This window comes from Caulobacter sp. FV2ps19, from assembly GCF_058681035.1.
Genome location: NZ_CM178729.1, coordinates 1,940,945 through 1,955,770, shown reverse-complemented (window position 1 = coordinate 1,955,770; position 14,826 = coordinate 1,940,945). Strand labels below are relative to the sequence as shown.

Annotated in this window: 13 protein-coding genes; 9 read left to right on the top strand and 4 right to left on the bottom strand. The window is 65.5% G+C overall.

Annotation, left to right across the window (positions count from 1 at the left end; translation table 11 throughout):
* Positions 1–233 precede the first annotated feature (233 nt).
* Positions 234–2,273 carry an alpha/beta hydrolase family protein gene (locus tag ACW18B_RS09325; RefSeq protein ID WP_492051309.1) on the top strand — a complete coding sequence of 680 codons (2,040 nt, stop codon included), beginning with the start codon at positions 234–236 and terminating at the stop codon, positions 2,271–2,273.
* Between the two features lie 153 nt (positions 2,274–2,426).
* Here ACW18B_RS09325 and phaH read toward each other — a convergent pair whose 3' ends face one another.
* The 3 genes from phaH to ACW18B_RS09310 all read right to left on the bottom strand — a co-directional run bounded on the left by phaH (position 2,427) and on the right by ACW18B_RS09310 (position 5,155).
* Positions 2,427–3,188: a phasin PhaH gene (gene phaH, locus ACW18B_RS09320; RefSeq protein ID WP_492051308.1), complete on the bottom strand. Its 762-nt coding sequence runs from the start codon at positions 3,186–3,188 to the stop codon at positions 2,427–2,429.
* 129 nt (positions 3,189–3,317) lie between these two features.
* Positions 3,318–4,145: a 23S rRNA (adenine(2030)-N(6))-methyltransferase RlmJ gene (gene rlmJ, locus ACW18B_RS09315; RefSeq protein ID WP_492051307.1), complete on the bottom strand. Its 828-nt coding sequence runs from the start codon at positions 4,143–4,145 to the stop codon at positions 3,318–3,320.
* Entirely contained in the window at positions 4,142–5,155 is a 1,014-nt protein-coding gene (locus ACW18B_RS09310; RefSeq protein ID WP_492051306.1) for a helix-turn-helix transcriptional regulator, read from the bottom strand. Before ACW18B_RS09310 ends, rlmJ begins: the two co-directional genes overlap by 4 nt.
* Positions 5,156–5,226: 71 nt before the next feature.
* Between ACW18B_RS09310 and ACW18B_RS09305 the strand changes: the two genes are divergently transcribed.
* Together ACW18B_RS09305 and ACW18B_RS09300 are read left to right on the top strand one after the other, a co-directional pair.
* The gene (locus tag ACW18B_RS09305; RefSeq protein ID WP_492051305.1) at positions 5,227–5,571 is read left to right on the top strand and encodes a hypothetical protein; all 345 of its coding nucleotides are present in this window, start codon (positions 5,227–5,229) and stop codon (positions 5,569–5,571) included.
* Positions 5,572–5,856: 285 nt separating this feature from the next.
* Positions 5,857–8,508, top strand: a complete 2,652-nt coding sequence (locus tag ACW18B_RS09300; RefSeq protein WP_492051661.1) for a TonB-dependent receptor plug domain-containing protein — start codon at positions 5,857–5,859, stop codon at positions 8,506–8,508.
* Between the two features lie 98 nt (positions 8,509–8,606).
* On the opposite strand, the gene ACW18B_RS09295 is transcribed toward ACW18B_RS09300, so the two are convergent.
* Positions 8,607–9,152 carry a GNAT family N-acetyltransferase gene (locus ACW18B_RS09295; protein WP_492051304.1) on the bottom strand — a complete coding sequence of 182 codons (546 nt, stop codon included), beginning with the start codon at positions 9,150–9,152 and terminating at the stop codon, positions 8,607–8,609.
* 317 nt (positions 9,153–9,469) lie between these two features.
* Here ACW18B_RS09295 and ACW18B_RS09290 point away from each other — a divergent pair, with 317 nt between their 5' ends.
* The 6 genes from ACW18B_RS09290 (at position 9,470) to ACW18B_RS09265 (ending at position 14,826) form a co-directional block, all read left to right on the top strand.
* A complete protein-coding gene (locus tag ACW18B_RS09290) occupies positions 9,470–11,074 on the top strand; it encodes a flavin monoamine oxidase family protein (RefSeq protein WP_492051303.1) in 1,605 nt (534 codons plus the stop codon).
* Between the two features lie 14 nt (positions 11,075–11,088).
* Positions 11,089–11,478, top strand: coding sequence for a c-type cytochrome (locus ACW18B_RS09285; protein WP_492051302.1), 390 nt, complete (start codon positions 11,089–11,091; stop codon positions 11,476–11,478).
* Between the two features lie 23 nt (positions 11,479–11,501).
* Positions 11,502–11,996: a RidA family protein gene (locus tag ACW18B_RS09280; RefSeq protein WP_492051301.1), complete on the top strand. Its 495-nt coding sequence runs from the start codon at positions 11,502–11,504 to the stop codon at positions 11,994–11,996.
* Positions 11,997–12,279: 283 nt separating this feature from the next.
* Positions 12,280–13,590 carry an adenylosuccinate lyase gene (gene purB / locus ACW18B_RS09275; protein WP_492051300.1) on the top strand — a complete coding sequence of 437 codons (1,311 nt, stop codon included), beginning with the start codon at positions 12,280–12,282 and terminating at the stop codon, positions 13,588–13,590.
* Positions 13,591–13,592: 2 nt separating this feature from the next.
* Positions 13,593–14,333: a 2OG-Fe(II) oxygenase family protein gene (locus ACW18B_RS09270; protein WP_492051299.1), complete on the top strand. Its 741-nt coding sequence runs from the start codon at positions 13,593–13,595 to the stop codon at positions 14,331–14,333.
* The gene (locus tag ACW18B_RS09265; protein WP_492051298.1) at positions 14,323–14,826 is read left to right on the top strand and encodes a DNA-deoxyinosine glycosylase; all 504 of its coding nucleotides are present in this window, start codon (positions 14,323–14,325) and stop codon (positions 14,824–14,826) included. Before ACW18B_RS09270 ends, ACW18B_RS09265 begins: the two co-directional genes overlap by 11 nt.

Sequence of the window (14,826 nt, the reverse complement as noted above, 5' to 3'; positions counted from 1 at the left end):
ATGACCCGTTCTGAGCGTATGCCGCAACGTCCCCGTCGTTTTTCTGACGCAATTCCGCAACGGTGTGACATTCGGCACGCAGTTGCACATTGGCCGGGCGTTTGTTTCTCAGATTGCAACGCTGCTGCGACGCACATGTGACGGCTTGGCGGTTTCGACATGATCGCTATGGTGGCGCCAGGATTGCGAGATGCGGTGCGTAGCGCCTCGCGACGCTAGCTGCGGAGCCGCCCATGAGACTCACCCCAACACCCTTCTTGGCGACCGTTCTTCTGGTGCTGGGTCTATCCGGCACTGCGCTTCACGCCGCGCCTCTGCCCGCCAAGATGTTCTCTGATCCGCCCGCCATCAGCGACGTCCAGATCTCGCGTGACGGCAAGCACCTCGTCGCCCTCACCTCACTCAATGGTCAGAGCCCGACCATCTCGGTGTGGCGCACCGATGCGCTCAATCAGTCGCCGGCGGTGATTTCGGCAAACCGGGTGCGAATTCTGGGTGTCAGCTTCCTGAAGAACGATCGTCTGCTGGTCCAGACGGTGCAGACCTTCACTGATGGCAGCAGGAAGGGGCACCTTTTCCGACAGTATATTTCAGACCTGGAAGGCAAGTCGTGGAAGACGATGCTTCCCGACACCCGATCGCGGTCGAGCTATGAGGACTACGCCAACAAGTTTGATGACTCGACCCTCATCAGCTTCCTGCCGACTGATCCCCGCAATGTCGTCGTGCAGGACAACCGCCTGGACACCTCGGGCGATATTCTGAAAGTCGACATCTATTCGGGAACCTCTGAGCGGCTGATGCGCGGCTCTGATCGCTTCGGCGGTTTCCAGTTGGACCTGAAAGGCCAGATCCGGGCGCGGCAGGAACTGGGCTATGAAGACGGCGCCGTCTATATCGCCCAATGGATCCGCGATCCCGAAACGGACGAATGGGTCCAGCACTTTCGCTGGTACGCCAAGGACCGCGAGCCGATGTCGATCGTCGGCTTCTCGGAAGATCCAAACCTCATCTACATCGCGTCGCCCCAGGGCCAGGATAAGACGGGCCTCTATGTCTATGACATCAAAGCGCGCAAGGTCGTGGAGCCGCTCTTCGAGCACAAGCTCTTCAACGCCAATGGTGTCCTGACCTCCACTGCGCAGGCGGACTATGGCCGGATCCTGGGCTTTGCCTATGAGGGACCGACCAACACGATCTATTGGACGGACCCGGCCTTTGCAGCCTTGAACAAGAACCTGCGCACCGCCCTGGACGTGAAGACCAGCACCGCCAACTGGACCGACCCGGCGACGGGCGCAACGGCGCGGCTTCCCGTCCCGGATGGCGCTGACGCCCATATCAGCGACTGGTCAGAAGACCTCAAGCACTTCATCGTCACAAAGCAAGGTCCTGGCAATCCGGGCGAATACTACCTTCTCGACGCCACCGGGTCGCTGATGTTGCTGGGCAAGGCCCGACCGGAGATGGACGCCTCCGCCTTGGGAACCATGCGTCTTGTGCAATATCCGGCGCGCGACGGCCTGCTGATTCCCGCCTTTCTGACGACCCCGCCGGCCGACCAATTTGGCCCCGGCCCCTACCCCACCCTGATCGAACCGCATGGCGGCCCTTGGGCGCGCGACAACCTGGACTGGGATCCGGCGGGCTGGATTCAGTATTTCGCCAGCCGCGGCTATGCGGTGCTGCAACCGCAGTTCCGCGGGTCCGAAGGTTGGGGACAAAAGCTCTGGCGGGCCGGCGACGGCGAGTGGGGCCAGAAGATGCAGGACGACAAGGACGACGGCGCACGATGGCTGATCGACCAGAAGATCGCCGCACCGGGCAAGATCGCGATGTTCGGCTATTCCTATGGCGGCTATGCCGCCCTAGTCGCCGCGATCCGCCCCAATGGCCTCTATCGCTGCGCGATTTCGGGAGCCGGGGTCGGCGACCTAGACACCATGAAGCGGGCGACCTTTGAAAACCGCATTGGTCGTGAGTTCCAGAACCCGACGATCAAGGGCCTCGACGCCCTGGATCATGCCAAGGAGGCGCAGATCCCGCTGCTCATCTATCACGGTGACCGGGACCAGATCGTCGACATCAAGGAATCGCGTAAGTTCTCCGACGCCCTCAAGGCGGCCGGAAAGCCCTATCGCTATCTGGAGATCAAGGACATGGGCCACACGCTGCCAACCATGGAACCGGCCATGATGGAGACCCAACTGGTCGAGATCGAGACCTACCTCAACACCGAGTGCGGTCCGGGCGGCATCAACGCCGCTCCCTAGACCCTGGTGGCCAGGACCGGACGCCGTATGCGGTGTCCGGTCTCAGAGGAACTGGAGCAAGGCGCGTGAAATCGGACTCACGCGCCTTGCTCCAGGTTTTTGTTTTCGCATCGTTTTTGCGGAAAACCGGCGTCCATTTTTCCGCACGATGCTTTAGGCTTTCGGAGCGGCGAAGCGTTTGGCCTGGGCCACCCAGGCGTCGCGATCAGCGCGGCCCTTCAGGCTTAGAAGCTGATCGATCGGCTGCAGGTCCTCGGCGGTCCAGGCGGCGATCTGACTGAAGCGGGTCACGCCCAGCTCCCCCAGCGAAGCGGCCAGCTTGGGACCAATCCCCACGATGCGGGTCAGGTCGTCGACACCGGCCTCGACCTGGTCTTCAAGCTCTGTCGCGGGTTCGGGCGCCGAAGCCGCGTCGGCGACCACAGCGGGCTCAGGCGTAGCGGGCTCGGGCGCGGTGGGCTCAGGCGGAACCGGTTCAGGCGCCGCGGCAAACGCGACGGGCTCAAGCACCGGCTCGACAGCTTCCACGCTCTCGATCAGCGCATCGGCCACAACCTCACCCGCGGCTTCAATAGCCTGGAGCGTCTCGACGGCGGCCTCGACGGTGATCTCGAGCGGCAGGGCCAGAACCTCGGCGGCGAGGTCCTCGGCCGGTTCAGCGACCCATTCGGGCGCGGGCTCGACCCACGCTTCGGCCGGCGGTGCGACGGGCTCCGGGGCCAGGACGCTGATCGCCTCGAGATTGACCGCCTGGCGCCAGCGCGAGGCCAACCACCACCAGGTGGCGCCGGCGGCGGCCGCGCCGCCAAACATCATCCACAGCGGCGAGGCGGCGCCGACCATCAGGTAGGGCGCCGTTTCGGGGGTGACCGGTGGGGTTTTCGCATCAGACAGGACAGGCTGGGTGGAAGCCATGGCGCTCGCTCCGCTAACCGAGATTGTGCAATGCAGCATAACACAGTTCTCGGGCTCGCAAGTGCAAAAAGTTGCCGCGGGGTTAACCCCGTTCACGGGCCGGGCGAGCGGGACTGACCACTGCCCGTGTCACGTCCCGGCGCGCCACACCCGCGCCGCGCCGCCCTTCTGCCCCAAATGCTCGACAATCCACTCCGTGGCCGCCCGCACGGCGGGTTCGACCTCGGGCGGGGCGCCGACCAGGATCATGGCGCTGCCGTTCATCTTCATCGGGTCCAGCAAGGGGCGAAGCCTGACCTCGGCGACCAGCGCGTCATCCGTGACGTTCTCCAACGCGCGGATAAAGGCGTCAAAGGTCTCCAGATCCTTCAAGGGCGTCCAGATCGCCAGCACGGCGGCGGGGTCACGCTGAACGGCCTGACGGGTGACCTCGACAATGCGAGCATAGTCATCGGGGCGCTCGAAGGGCGGGTCGATCAGGATGAAGGGTCGCCCTCCCCGTCCGGCCTTCGCCAGAACCGTTTCGTAGCCGTCGACCCGCAAGGCCTGGGCGAAGGCGTAGGGCGCCAGGGACCGCCGCAGAAGCTCGAAATCATCTTCGCGCAGTTCGCAGGCGACGTAGCGATCCTCGCGGCGCAGGGCGCCGGCGATCAGCAGCGGCGATCCGGGATAGAGCGGCCCGTCCGCGCCCCGGTTCATGGCGCGCACCGCAGCGACCAGCGGGGCGAAGATGGACGGCGTATCGGCCTGCTGCAGAAGCCGGAAGATCCCCGCCTCGGCCTCGCCCGACCGCCGGGCCATCTCGCCGCTCAGGTCATAGCCGCCGGCCCCGGCATGGGTGTCGATCACCGAAAGACTGGGCGAGCCGGCCTTAAGCCCCTCCAGCAAGGCCAGAAGGATGGCGTGCTTCTGCAGGTCGGCGAAGTTTCCCGCGTGATAGGCGTGGCGATAGTTCATGTCTGGCGCGGGCTCCCGGAACCGGCGCCTGCTCTATCATGCGCCGCCAGGGCCCGTCGCAGTTCGTCGACCATGATCTGGCGCAGGCTGGCCGGCGAGACGATCTCGACCCCGTCGCCCCAAGTGAACAGGTGCCAGGCCAGTTCCAGCATGCCGGCGGCGCGAAAGGCGACGATCACCGAACCATCCGGCTCGGGTCGAACCGTTTGAGTGGCGTGGAAGCGCCAGCGCAACGCGTCCTCGGCGCGGTCCGGGCGGATGCGCAGAACCACATCCTCGACAGCGCCGTGATAGATGCCGAAGCTCTCATCGGCGAAGGCCTGCAGCGAAAAGTCCTCCGGCGGCGGAGCCGGCCGGTCCAGGACACGGAGGTCCGTCATCTTGTCCAGTCGCCACGAGCGGGGACGCGGGTCGTCGCCTTCCAGCGCCACCAGATAGTTGCTGCGCGCGAACAGGATGCCCAGCGGCGTCACCTCGCGGGTGCGGCCCGGCGTGCTGCCGCCGTCATAGCGGAACGCCAGGGCGCTGAGCCCCTTGATCGCCGTGCGGATGGCGGCCAGGGCGGTTTCGTCCTCATAAGGCCGGGGCCCGGCATGGACGGCGATGGTCTCGGCCTGGACCAGGGCCTCGACATCCGGGGCCACCTTGCGCCGCGCCGCGCCGCGCAGGGCCGACAGCAGCTTGCGCTCCAGCGCATACAGCGACGAGGCCCGCCCCTCGGCGCCCGAGGCCCTGTAGGAATCCGCCGCCGTGCGCAGGGCCGCCAGTTCCTCGGCGGTGGGCGTCTGGAACAGGCCGTCCAGGCCCGCGGGGATGCGAAAACGCCGGGTCGGCGGGTCCTCGACCACCTCCATCTGGGGAAAGGCGGCCCAGACCGCGTCGCGCATGCGCTCGGCCGTCCGCCGGCCGACCTCCAGCGCCCGCGCCATCTCGTCCAGGGTCATGCCCTCGGCCGAGCCGGCCAGCATGCGCGCCAGATCCAGGAGCCGTGCAGCTTTTTCGTGCCTCATACGTTCTCCATACGACCGATTTTGGCGCAGAGCACGCGCAAAAAGGATCTGTCCACACCAAGGAGACGCTCATGTCCCGTTTCGCCTGCCCCGCCTGGGCCATCGCCCCCGTCAACGCCCCGATGATCTCGGCGGTCCTGGCCTTCGCGGACATTCACCGGGATCTGGGCGCCGGACGGACCCTGATGCGCATCAGCCTCGAGCGCGCGGCGCGCGCCGATGTCATCCTGCTGCTCGGCCGCGACGCCGAGCGCGTGGTCGATCTGGGTGTGGTGTGGAATGACCGCGAGGATCAGATCATCCGAATCATCGACGACGCCGAACGCCGCGACTCGCGCCTCGCCGCCTGGGAAGACGCCTACGACCTCTTTGAATCCGAAGGGGCACAGCCCGTCGCGCATCGGCTTGTGGCCTAATTACGCCACGTCAGACCACACCGACCAAGCCGACCGAGAACTCCGTTCTGCCTAAAAATGCGGTTTCGGCGCTCCCCAAAGGGGCGCCGACGCCGTCGCGCGCCGTTGTGACGACTTCTTGCCCCCCTCCCCATTGCCGAAGTCGCAACCTTCGCTTCACGCTGAAATGGCCGGCAATGTCCGGAATAAAATCGCGTCAGTAGCAAAAACAATAAAAGGCCGGGAGATGAACGCCATGGAGGGTGAATCAATCTTGAATTGAAGAACAACACGAGGGGGCTTTTTATGAATCGGCACTTTAAAACGACTCTGCTCGCAGGCATTTCTGCGATGTGCGTTACTCTTGGATATTCAGCGACGGCCTATGCCGCAGATGCGGCAGCGGATCCCGCAGCCGAAACTGCTTCCGAACTTGACGTCCTGGTCGTTACGGCGCGCGGCAAGCCCCGCACTGTTCTGGACTCGGCGGTCCCCGTCGACTCCTTCAGCGAAAGCGACCTGAAGTCTGCGGCCTTCACCGACACCAACGATATTCTGAAGTCGCTTGTCCCGTCCTACACCCTGGCCCGTGAGCCGATCTCGGACGGCGCGACCTTCATCCGCCCCGCCAGCCTACGCGGCCTGCCCACTGACAAGACCCTGTTCATGGTCAACGGCAAGCGCCGCCACCGCTCGGCCCTGGTCAGCATCGGCGGCACCGGCTCGCAGGCGCCTGACGCCGCCACCATCCCCGCCTCGGCCCTGAAGAACGTGGTCGTCACCCGCGACGGCGCCGGCGCGCAATACGGCTCGGACGCCATCGCCGGCGTCATCGACTTCCAGCTGAAGGACAGCCCCAGCGGCGGCTCGCTGACCGCCCAGTACGGCCAGTTCTATCTGGGCGACGGCGAAGACGTGATGATCACCGGCAACCTTGGCCTGCCGATCGGCGACAAGGGCTTCGTCAACGGCACGTTCGAATATACCAGCCAAAACCAGGTCAATCGCGGCAAGCAGTACTGCAACGTCGGCATTCCCAACCAGTCTGCCGGCTTCTGCGTGACCAGCTACGCCGCCGCCAACCCGTCCTATGGCGCCCTGATCCACGACTATGTGCAAAAGTGGGGTCAGCCCGACGCCGAAGCCCTGCGCGGCGTGATCAATGCCGGCTATGACATCACCGACACAATGTCGGTCTATGCTTTCGCCAACTATTCCAAGAGCAGCGCGGTTGAGTACTTCAACTATCGTCCGCCGGTCAGCAACGCGGTCAACGCCACGCCGATCCGCCAGGCCGACGGCAGCCTCTTCCAGTTCAGCTCGATCTTCCCGGCCGGCTTCACGCCGATGTTCGGCGGCGACGTCACCGATTACAGCCTCGCCGGCGGCCTGAAGGGCAAGCTGGCCAACGGCATCACGTACGACCTCAGCGGCCGCTACGGCTATGACGAGATCGCCTATTCGATCTGGGACACGGTCAACCCGTCGATGGGCCCGGCCTCGCCCAAGAAGTTCAATGACGGCTCGCTGATCTCGACCGAGTCGGCCGCCAATGCCGACTTCGCCTATGACTGGGCTTTCGGCGGCTTGAACACCCCGATCACGATCAATTTCGGCGCCGAGTACCGCAAGGAAGGCTACGAGATCACCCCGGGCGATCTGGCGTCCTACACCGCCGGCACCTATTCTGTGCCCGATCCCTATGGGTTCTGCGACACCACCACGCATACGGCAACGGCCACGGGCGCAGCCCTGTCCGCCACGGCGGGCCTGAACTGCGCCAACTACAAGTCGGACGCCACGGACGGCTTCGCCGGCATCGACCCGGTCTATAACGCCCTCGCCGTCGGCTCGAACGGCTTCCCCGGCAACACGCCCGCCTATTCGGGCAAGCTGACGCGCGACTCCTATGCCGGCTACGCCGAAGCCTCGGCCAATGTCACCGAGGCCTGGTTCCTGGATGTGGCCGTGCGCGGCGAGAAGTTCTCGGACTTCGGCAGCACCTGGAACGGCAAGGTCGCCACCCAGTACCAGATCAACGACAGGTTCGGCGTTCGCGCCTCGGCCGGCTCGGGCTTCCGCGCGCCGACCACGGGTCAGCAGTTCACGACCAACGTCTCGACCCGCGTCGAGAACGGCGCGATCATCGCCTCGGGCCTGTTCCCGGCGACCAACCCGGTCGCCCAGTACATGGGCGCCAAGGAACTGAAGCCGGAAAAGTCGTTCAACCTGGCGGCGGGCTTCACCGCCTCGCTGTTTGACGGCCTGAACCTGACGGTCGATCTCTACAGCATCGCCATCGAGGACCAGTTCTACGCCACCAGCGCGATCACGGTGACCCCGTCGATCAAGGCCGCCCTGATCGCCGCGTCCATCCCGGGCGCGGACACCATCGGCCAGGTGCAGTTCTTCCAGAACGCCTTCGACTCCAAGACCTTCGGCGTCGACGTCGTGGCGACCTACAAGAAGAACTGGGAAAATGGTCAATCGACCAGCTTCACCGCCAGCGGCAACTGGAACAGCTTCGTCATCGACAAGGTCAACAAGCCCGCCCCGAACGCTTCGGGCGTGACCTACACCTTCTTCGACGATGAAAGCGTCTATGACTTCAAGCACGCCGCGCCGCGCTGGAGAAGCACGCTGTCGGCCACCCACGAGGTCGGCAAGTTCAGGATCCTGGGCCGCGCCAACATCTATGGCCCTTACAAGAACATGTTCAGCGTCAGCAAGCCGACCGTGATCCAAGAGTGGGATCCGGAGCTGATGTTCGACACGGAAATCTCGTACAAGGCCACCGACACCTACACCGTCTCGGTCGGCGCGCGGAACCTGTTCGCCAACTATCCCGACATCGACATGACCGGCGAGTCGGCCACCAACGGCCGCCTCTATCGCTCGGACTCGATCGTCGATTGGCAAGGCGGCTTCTGGTACGCCAAGGTCTCGGCCACCTTCTAGGATCGAGCTTCAGACCAAACGGAAGGGCCAGGCGAAAGCCTGGCCCTTTTGCGTTCTTCTTCCCCCCCCACCAAGGGCGAAGGAAAGAGCAGAAGGCCCTAAAGCGCCTTGCCCATCCGGATCAGCGGCACCTCGTAACCCGTCGAGGTCTTGGCCGTGAACGGTTCGATGTCGTGATAACCGCAGGCCCGGTAGAGCGGCTCGCCGCCCAGGGTCGCGGCCATCTCCACCCGGGAAAAACCCTCGCCCCGCGCCGCGGCTTCGCAGGCGTCCAGCACCATGCGGCCCACGCCCTTTCGGGTGTGATCGGGGTGAGTGTACATCGCCCGAACCCTGGCCGCGTCCGTGGCCGGATCCAGCAGGGCCGCGTCGCGTCCGGCCGAGTGATCGCCGCCGAACAGGGTCGCGCGCCGACTCCAGCCGCCGCAGCCGGCGATCTGGTCGCCGTCCTCGACGACGAAATAGGTGCCGTCGGTGATCAGCTGGGTGTCCAGCCCCATGACCTCATACGAGGCCTTCACCCCCTCCGGCGGCAGGAAGGCCTGCAGCAGTTCGCCGATCGCCCTATCCATAAGGGCTGACAGCACCGGCATGTCATCGTGACGTGCGAGGCGCAAGCTCAGGGCGGGCGGAGTCGAACTCATGAGGCTTCCTTCGATTAAGTGACGACGAACAGCAAGAGCCATTTCCGCCACGGCAGGCTGATCACTTTTCGCCTTTTCACCGCCCGCTCACGGTTCGCACAGGGCGCGCTTATGGCGCCCAAGCGGAGAGCATCCGGCGAGGATCTAACATGTCAGATCAAACCCCGTCCGAAATCGGTTGCGCCTCCGGCCATGAAATTTCGTGATGCAGTCGGCCTCGGCGGGGACGCGTTCGACCGGGGCGACATGCGTGTATCGTCGTCGGCGATGCGGGCGTTCAAAAAGCGTCGGGGTCTATAAAAGGCGGGCAAGTTTTCATGGATACGTATGCAGGCGCGGCGACGGGTGGCGTTCTGACCCGGCGACGGTTTTTCGAGGGCCTCGCGGCCGTCGGCGGCATTTCCCTGGCGCTTTCGGGCATGGACGCCCTGGGCTTTGGCATGGCCTCGGCCACCGAACTGCCGCCCGAGCTGACCGGTGGCGGCAAGGGGACCAAGATCGTTATCCTCGGGGCGGGCCTCGCGGGCATGACCGCTGCCTACGAACTGAGCAAGGCCGGCTATCAGGTCCAGATCCTCGAAGCCCGGTCCTTCGCCGGCGGCCGCTGCCAGACGGCGCGCAAGGGTTTCCAGCACACCGACCTGATCGGCTTCAAGCAGACCTGCGAGTTCGACGAAGGCCTCTACATCAACCACGGCCCGTGGCGGATCCCGTATCACCACCGCTCGACCCTGCACTACACCAAGCTGTTTGGCGTGCTGCTGGAGAGCTTCGTCAACGACAACGACGCGGCCTATGTCTATTTCGAAAAGGGCAAGGGCCCGCTGGCCGGCAAGCCGATCCGCAAGGGCGAGATCGCCGCCGACGCCCGCGGCTACGCCGCCGAGCTGATCGCCAAGGCCGCCAGCAAGGGCGACCTGGACGCCGCCCTGTCGCCGGCCGATCGCGAAACCTTCATCGCCTACATGATCAATGAAGGCCGCCTGTCGCCCAAGGACTTGGCCTATACCGGCACCGAAGGGCGCGGCTTCTCGGTCCATCCCGGGGCCGGCGTCGATCCGGGCCCCGGCAAGGAGCTGAAGCCCTTCGCCTTCAAGGACGTGCTCGACAGCAAGGCCTGGCGGGTTCTCAGCTCGGTCACCGGCTATGAGCAACAGCGCACCATGCTGCAACCGATCGGCGGCATGGACCAGATCGCCAAGGGCTTCGAAAAACAGGTCGGCTCGATGATCCGCTACTCGACCGTGGTCGAGAAGATCAAGCAGTCGGACAAGGGCGTGACGGTCTCGTTCAAGGACGCCGACGGCAAGACCGGCGAGGTCACCGCCGACTACTGCATCTGCACCATCCCGCTCAGCGTGCTCAAGCAGATCGATCTCGACGCCTCGGCGCCGTTCAAGGCCGCGATGGAGGGCGTCGCCTATGCGCCGGTCAACAAGATCGGCCTGCAGATGAAGACCCGCTTCTGGGAAGAGAAACACCACATCTACGGCGGCCACATCTATAACGACATGCCCGGGATCGGCACGATCACCCTGCCCTCCACCGGCTGGCAGAGCCAGAAGGGCGTGCTGCTGGGCTACTACGCCTTCGGCGGCGAAGCGGCCAGGATCAGCGCCAAGCCTCCGGCCGAACGCGCGGCCTTCGCCGTGGCCGCAGGCCAGAAGGTCTTCCCGGAATATGCCGACAGCTTCGAGACCGCCTTCTCATTCTGCTGGCACCTGGCCGAGTACAATCTGGGGGGCTGGGCCGAATGGAGCCAGGACGGTCGCAAGGACTCCTATCCCGTGCTGTGCGAGCCCGATGGTCGCCTCTATCTTGCGGGCGAACATCTCAGCTACCTTGGCGGCTGGCAGGCGGGGGCGATCGAGTCCGCCTGGCAACAGATCGGCAAGATCCACGCCCGCGTGCAACAGGCCTGAGACCAGAGGACCCGATGAGCTTTGCTACCCGTTTCACCCTGCTGTCCCTGCTCGCCGCCGCCGCGGCGCCCGCCACGGCGCTGGCGGGCCCACCGCCGCAAAGTCTGTTCATGGACAACTGCTCGGCCTGCCACCAGGCGACCGGCAAAGGGATAAAGGGGGCCTTCCCGGCCCTGGCAGGATCCCCCCTCGTCCTGGGCGACCCCACGGTCGTGACCAGCACCGTCCTCAACGGCCGGGCGGGCATGCCCGCCTTCAAGGACGACCTGAGCGACGCCGATCTGGCCGCGATCCTGACCTATATCCGCTCGTCCTGGGGCAACAAGTCCGCAGCCATTACGCCCGCTGTTGTCTCCAAGACCCGCAAGGCCCCGCCCAAGGCGCGCGGCCTGCAAGCCCACTGATCGTCCCCCTCAAGGAGAAGACCATGACCCGTTTTGCCACCCTCGCCGCCGGCCTGGCCATCGCCGCCGGTCTCGCCGGCGCCGCCTCGGCCCAGGAGATCGTCCGCAGCGGCGACCCCAAGTCGCCGCTGTCCAGCGTCGTCAGCGTGCCCTCTGGCTTCACCACCCTCTATGTCAGCGGCATGACCCCGCCGGTGATCGACGAAAAGGCCACCGGCGTCGCCAAGTTCGGCGACACCAAGACCCAGACCCTTGGCGTCCTGGGTCGCATTGAAGCCGCCCTGAAGTCGCAAGGCGCGACCCTGGGCGATGTTGTCATGATGCGCGTCCTGCTGGTCGGCGACCCGGCCAAGGACGGCAAGATGGACTTCATGGGCATGATGGAGGCCTACAAGAGCCTGTTCGGCACCGCCGAGCAGCCCAACAAGCCTTCGCGGGTCACCAGCCAGGTCGCCGCACTGGTGGCCGACGGCATGCTGGTGGAGATCGAGGTTCAGGCCGCCATCAAGCCGAAGTAAGACCTCGCGCCCGGCGGATGTCGGGTTCGAATTTTTCAAAGAGGGAGGTCGGCTCACGCCGGCCTCCCTTCTTGTTTTCAGCGACGAAGCCACTCGTGAACGATTTTTGAATGACAACGTTGTCAAGCGCTTTGGACTAAGCTATACAGAACATGCCCTTCCAGGGCGTTTCCTCCCAATGACTCGGCCGCCTTCTCCTCCTGGAGGGCGGCCGTTCTTTTGTCCGGCTTGCGCCGGCCAACGGGCTTGACTCGGAGGACGGTCCGGCCGAAACGCCCGGTCCATGATCAGCCGCTACGCCCGCCCCGAAGCCGCCGCCATCTGGTCCAGCCAGACCAAGTACAAGATCTGGTTCGAGATCGAGGCCCACGCCGCCGACGCCATGGCCGAACTGGGGGTCATCCCCAAGCTTTCCGCCCAGACGATCTGGGAAAAGGGCCGTGACGCGGTCTGGGACAGCGACCGCATCGACGAGATCGAGCGCGTCACCAAGCATGACGTCATCGCCTTCCTGACCCACGTGTCGGAAATCGTCGGCCCCGAGGCCCGCTTCCTGCATCAGGGCATGACGTCTTCTGACGTGCTGGACACCTGTTTCGCCGTGCAGCTGTCGCGCTCGACCGATCTGCTGATCGAGGGCGTCGACCTGCTGCTGGCCGCCCTGAAGCGCCGGGCCCTTGAGCACAAGATGACCGTCTGCGTCGGCCGCAGCCACGGCATCCACGCCGAACCGATCACCTTTGGTCTGAAGCTGGCCGGCTACTATGCCGAGTTCCAGCGCGCCAAGGAGCGCCTGGCGATGGCCAGGTTCGAGATCGCCACCTGCGCGATCAGCGGCGCCGTCGGCACCTTCGCCAATGTCGATCCGCGCGTCGAGGAACATGTCGCCAAGATGATGGGCCTGACCGTCGAGCCGGTCTCGACCCAGGTCATCCCGCGCGATCGCCATGCGGCCTATTTCTGCGCCCTGGGCGTGGTCGCCTCGTCGATCGAGCGCCTGGCCACCGAGATCCGCCACCTGCAGCGCACCGAGGTGCTGGAAGCCGAAGAGCCGTTCGAGGTCGGGCAAAAAGGCTCGAGCGCGATGCCCCACAAGCGCAACCCGATCCTGACCGAGAACCTGACGGGCCTGGCCCGCCTGGTCCGATCGGCCGTGACCCCGGCTCTGGAAAACGTCGCCCTCTGGCACGAGCGCGACATTAGCCACTCGTCGGTCGAGCGCGGCATCGGTCCGGACGCCACCGTCCACCTCGATTTCGCCCTGCGCCGCATGGCCAGCGTCATCGAGCGCTTCAACATCTATCCCGAGAACATGGCCAGGAACCTCGACAAGCTGGGGGGCCTGGTGTTCTCGCAGCGCGTCATGCTGGCCCTGACCCAGGAAGGCGTCTCCAGAGAAGACGCCTATGCCGCCGTGCAGGGCAATTCGATGAAGGTGTGGCGCGGTGAGGGCAAGTTTATCGACTTCCTCAAGGCCGACCCGGTGGTCTCCAAGGCCCTGTCGGACGCGGTGCTCGAGGAGCTGTTCGACTACGGCTACCACACCAAGAACGTCGACGTGATCTTCAAGCGCGTGTTCGGCGAGCAAGCCTAGGCATGGACGACGCGCCGGTCCTTCGCCTCAACCCGGCGCTGGATCCGGCGGCCTTCGCGCCGGCCTATGCCCGTGACGGTCTGGTACAGATCCCCGACGTCTTCGAGCCGCCGGTCGTCGATCGCCTGGCCGGGATCCTGGAACAGACGATCGACTGGGATGTGATCTGCTCCACCGAGACCGGCGGCGCGGACGTCCTGAGCCGTCAACGCCGCGCCGACCTGGGCCCGGACGCCGTGGCCGGCCGACTGCACGCCGCCACGCTGCGCGCCCGGACGGGCTTCGCCTATGTCTATCTCGGCTATCCGATGATCGACGCCTTCAACGAGGGTCGCGACCCCGGTCACCCGATCCACGCCCTGACCGCCTTCCTCAACAGTCCGGAAATGATCGCGTTCGGCGCGGCGGTGACCGGCGAGAGCACCATCACCAAGGTCAACGCTCAGGCTACGCTCTATCGCCCCGCCGATTTCCTGACCGTGCACGACGACACCGGCGCCGGCGAACGCCTGGCCGCCTACACGCTGGGCCTGACCCGCCAATGGCGACCCGACTGGGGCGGCCAACTTCTCTTTCACGACGCAGCCGGCGACATCGAGCGCGGCTTCGCGCCGGCCTTCAACGTGCTCACGCTGTTCAAGGTGCCGCGCAAACACTCGGTGGCCCCGGTCGCGCCCTATGCCGGCGCGGCGCGCCTGACCGTCACAGGCTGGCTGCGCAACGACCCGCCCCATGCAAGCTGAGCGAAAGCGCAGCTTTCCGCCTGTCGTCGATGAGAACACCCGTGTCCTGGTCCTCGGCAGCCTGCCCGGCGAGGCCTCGCTGGCCCTCGGCCAATACTACGGCAATCCCCGCAACGCCTTCTGGCGCTTGCTGGAGGGCGTGCTGGAAACGCCGCTGGTCGCCCTGGCCTATGAGGCGCGCCTCGCCACCCTGCAACGGCATGACCTGGGCCTTTGGGACGTGGTCGCTGAAGCGGAGCGGCCAGGCAGCCTGGACGCCGCCATCGTCAACCCGGACGCCAACGATCTGCTGGCCCTGATTGAAACCCTGCCGGCCCTGCGCGCCGTCGCCTTCAATGGCGGTACAGCGGCCAGGATGGGCTCACGCCTGCTGGCGCCGGCGACCGAGCGGATCGCGCTGATCGCCCTGCCCTCCTCCAGCCCCGCCCACGCAGCGCGCAGTTTCGCGGAGAAGGCGGCGGCGTGGGGCGTGCTGAAAGACTGGCTGGCCTGA

Excerpts from the sequence above, each read along its gene's own strand:
- ACW18B_RS09325 (WP_492051309.1), top strand. The coding sequence starts at position 234 with ATGAGACTCACCCCAACACCCTTCTTGGCGACCGTTCTTCTGGTGCTG.
- phaH (WP_492051308.1), bottom strand. The coding sequence starts at position 3,188 with ATGGCTTCCACCCAGCCTGTCCTGTCTGATGCGAAAACCCCACCGGTC.
- rlmJ (WP_492051307.1), bottom strand. The coding sequence starts at position 4,145 with ATGAACTATCGCCACGCCTATCACGCGGGAAACTTCGCCGACCTGCAG.
- ACW18B_RS09310 (WP_492051306.1), bottom strand. The coding sequence starts at position 5,155 with ATGAGGCACGAAAAAGCTGCACGGCTCCTGGATCTGGCGCGCATGCTG.
- ACW18B_RS09305 (WP_492051305.1), top strand. The coding sequence starts at position 5,227 with ATGTCCCGTTTCGCCTGCCCCGCCTGGGCCATCGCCCCCGTCAACGCC.
- ACW18B_RS09300 (WP_492051661.1), top strand. The coding sequence starts at position 5,857 with ATGAATCGGCACTTTAAAACGACTCTGCTCGCAGGCATTTCTGCGATG.
- ACW18B_RS09295 (WP_492051304.1), bottom strand. The coding sequence starts at position 9,152 with ATGAGTTCGACTCCGCCCGCCCTGAGCTTGCGCCTCGCACGTCACGAT.
- ACW18B_RS09290 (WP_492051303.1), top strand. The coding sequence starts at position 9,470 with ATGGATACGTATGCAGGCGCGGCGACGGGTGGCGTTCTGACCCGGCGA.
- ACW18B_RS09285 (WP_492051302.1), top strand. The coding sequence starts at position 11,089 with ATGAGCTTTGCTACCCGTTTCACCCTGCTGTCCCTGCTCGCCGCCGCC.
- ACW18B_RS09280 (WP_492051301.1), top strand. The coding sequence starts at position 11,502 with ATGACCCGTTTTGCCACCCTCGCCGCCGGCCTGGCCATCGCCGCCGGT.
- purB (WP_492051300.1), top strand. The coding sequence starts at position 12,280 with ATGATCAGCCGCTACGCCCGCCCCGAAGCCGCCGCCATCTGGTCCAGC.
- ACW18B_RS09270 (WP_492051299.1), top strand. The coding sequence starts at position 13,593 with ATGGACGACGCGCCGGTCCTTCGCCTCAACCCGGCGCTGGATCCGGCG.
- ACW18B_RS09265 (WP_492051298.1), top strand. The coding sequence starts at position 14,323 with ATGCAAGCTGAGCGAAAGCGCAGCTTTCCGCCTGTCGTCGATGAGAAC.